Source organism: Bradyrhizobium sp. Ken01, assembly GCF_055807355.1.
Map to the genome: position 1 here is coordinate 1 of NZ_JBVVPC010000239.1, position 258 is coordinate 258.

Consider the following 258-nt stretch of genomic DNA (forward strand, 5'->3'; position numbering starts at 1 on the left):
TACAAGAATTTCTCGCCGCATATGGGCTTCCTGTGGGGCCGCTTCGAAACGCTGAAGCGGCTGCCGACCTTCCGCGAGGACTTCATCCCCGACGAGCCGCCCTACAAGGTCGAGGCCGGCACCTTCATCTACGAGAACGTCTCCGGCATGGATGCCGCCGTGCAGTACCTGGAACTGATCGGCCGCAATCTGGCGCCGTCCAACAACCGCTCCCGGCGCGACAACATCGTTGCCGGCATGGGCGCCATCCGCGACTAT

1 pseudogene is annotated in these 258 nt (G+C 63.2%); it reads left to right on the forward strand.

Annotated features, from left to right (window positions below):
- A pseudogene (locus tag AC0L3S_RS39485) lies at nt 1-258 on the forward strand (cysteine desulfurase-like protein); the annotation flags it as partial.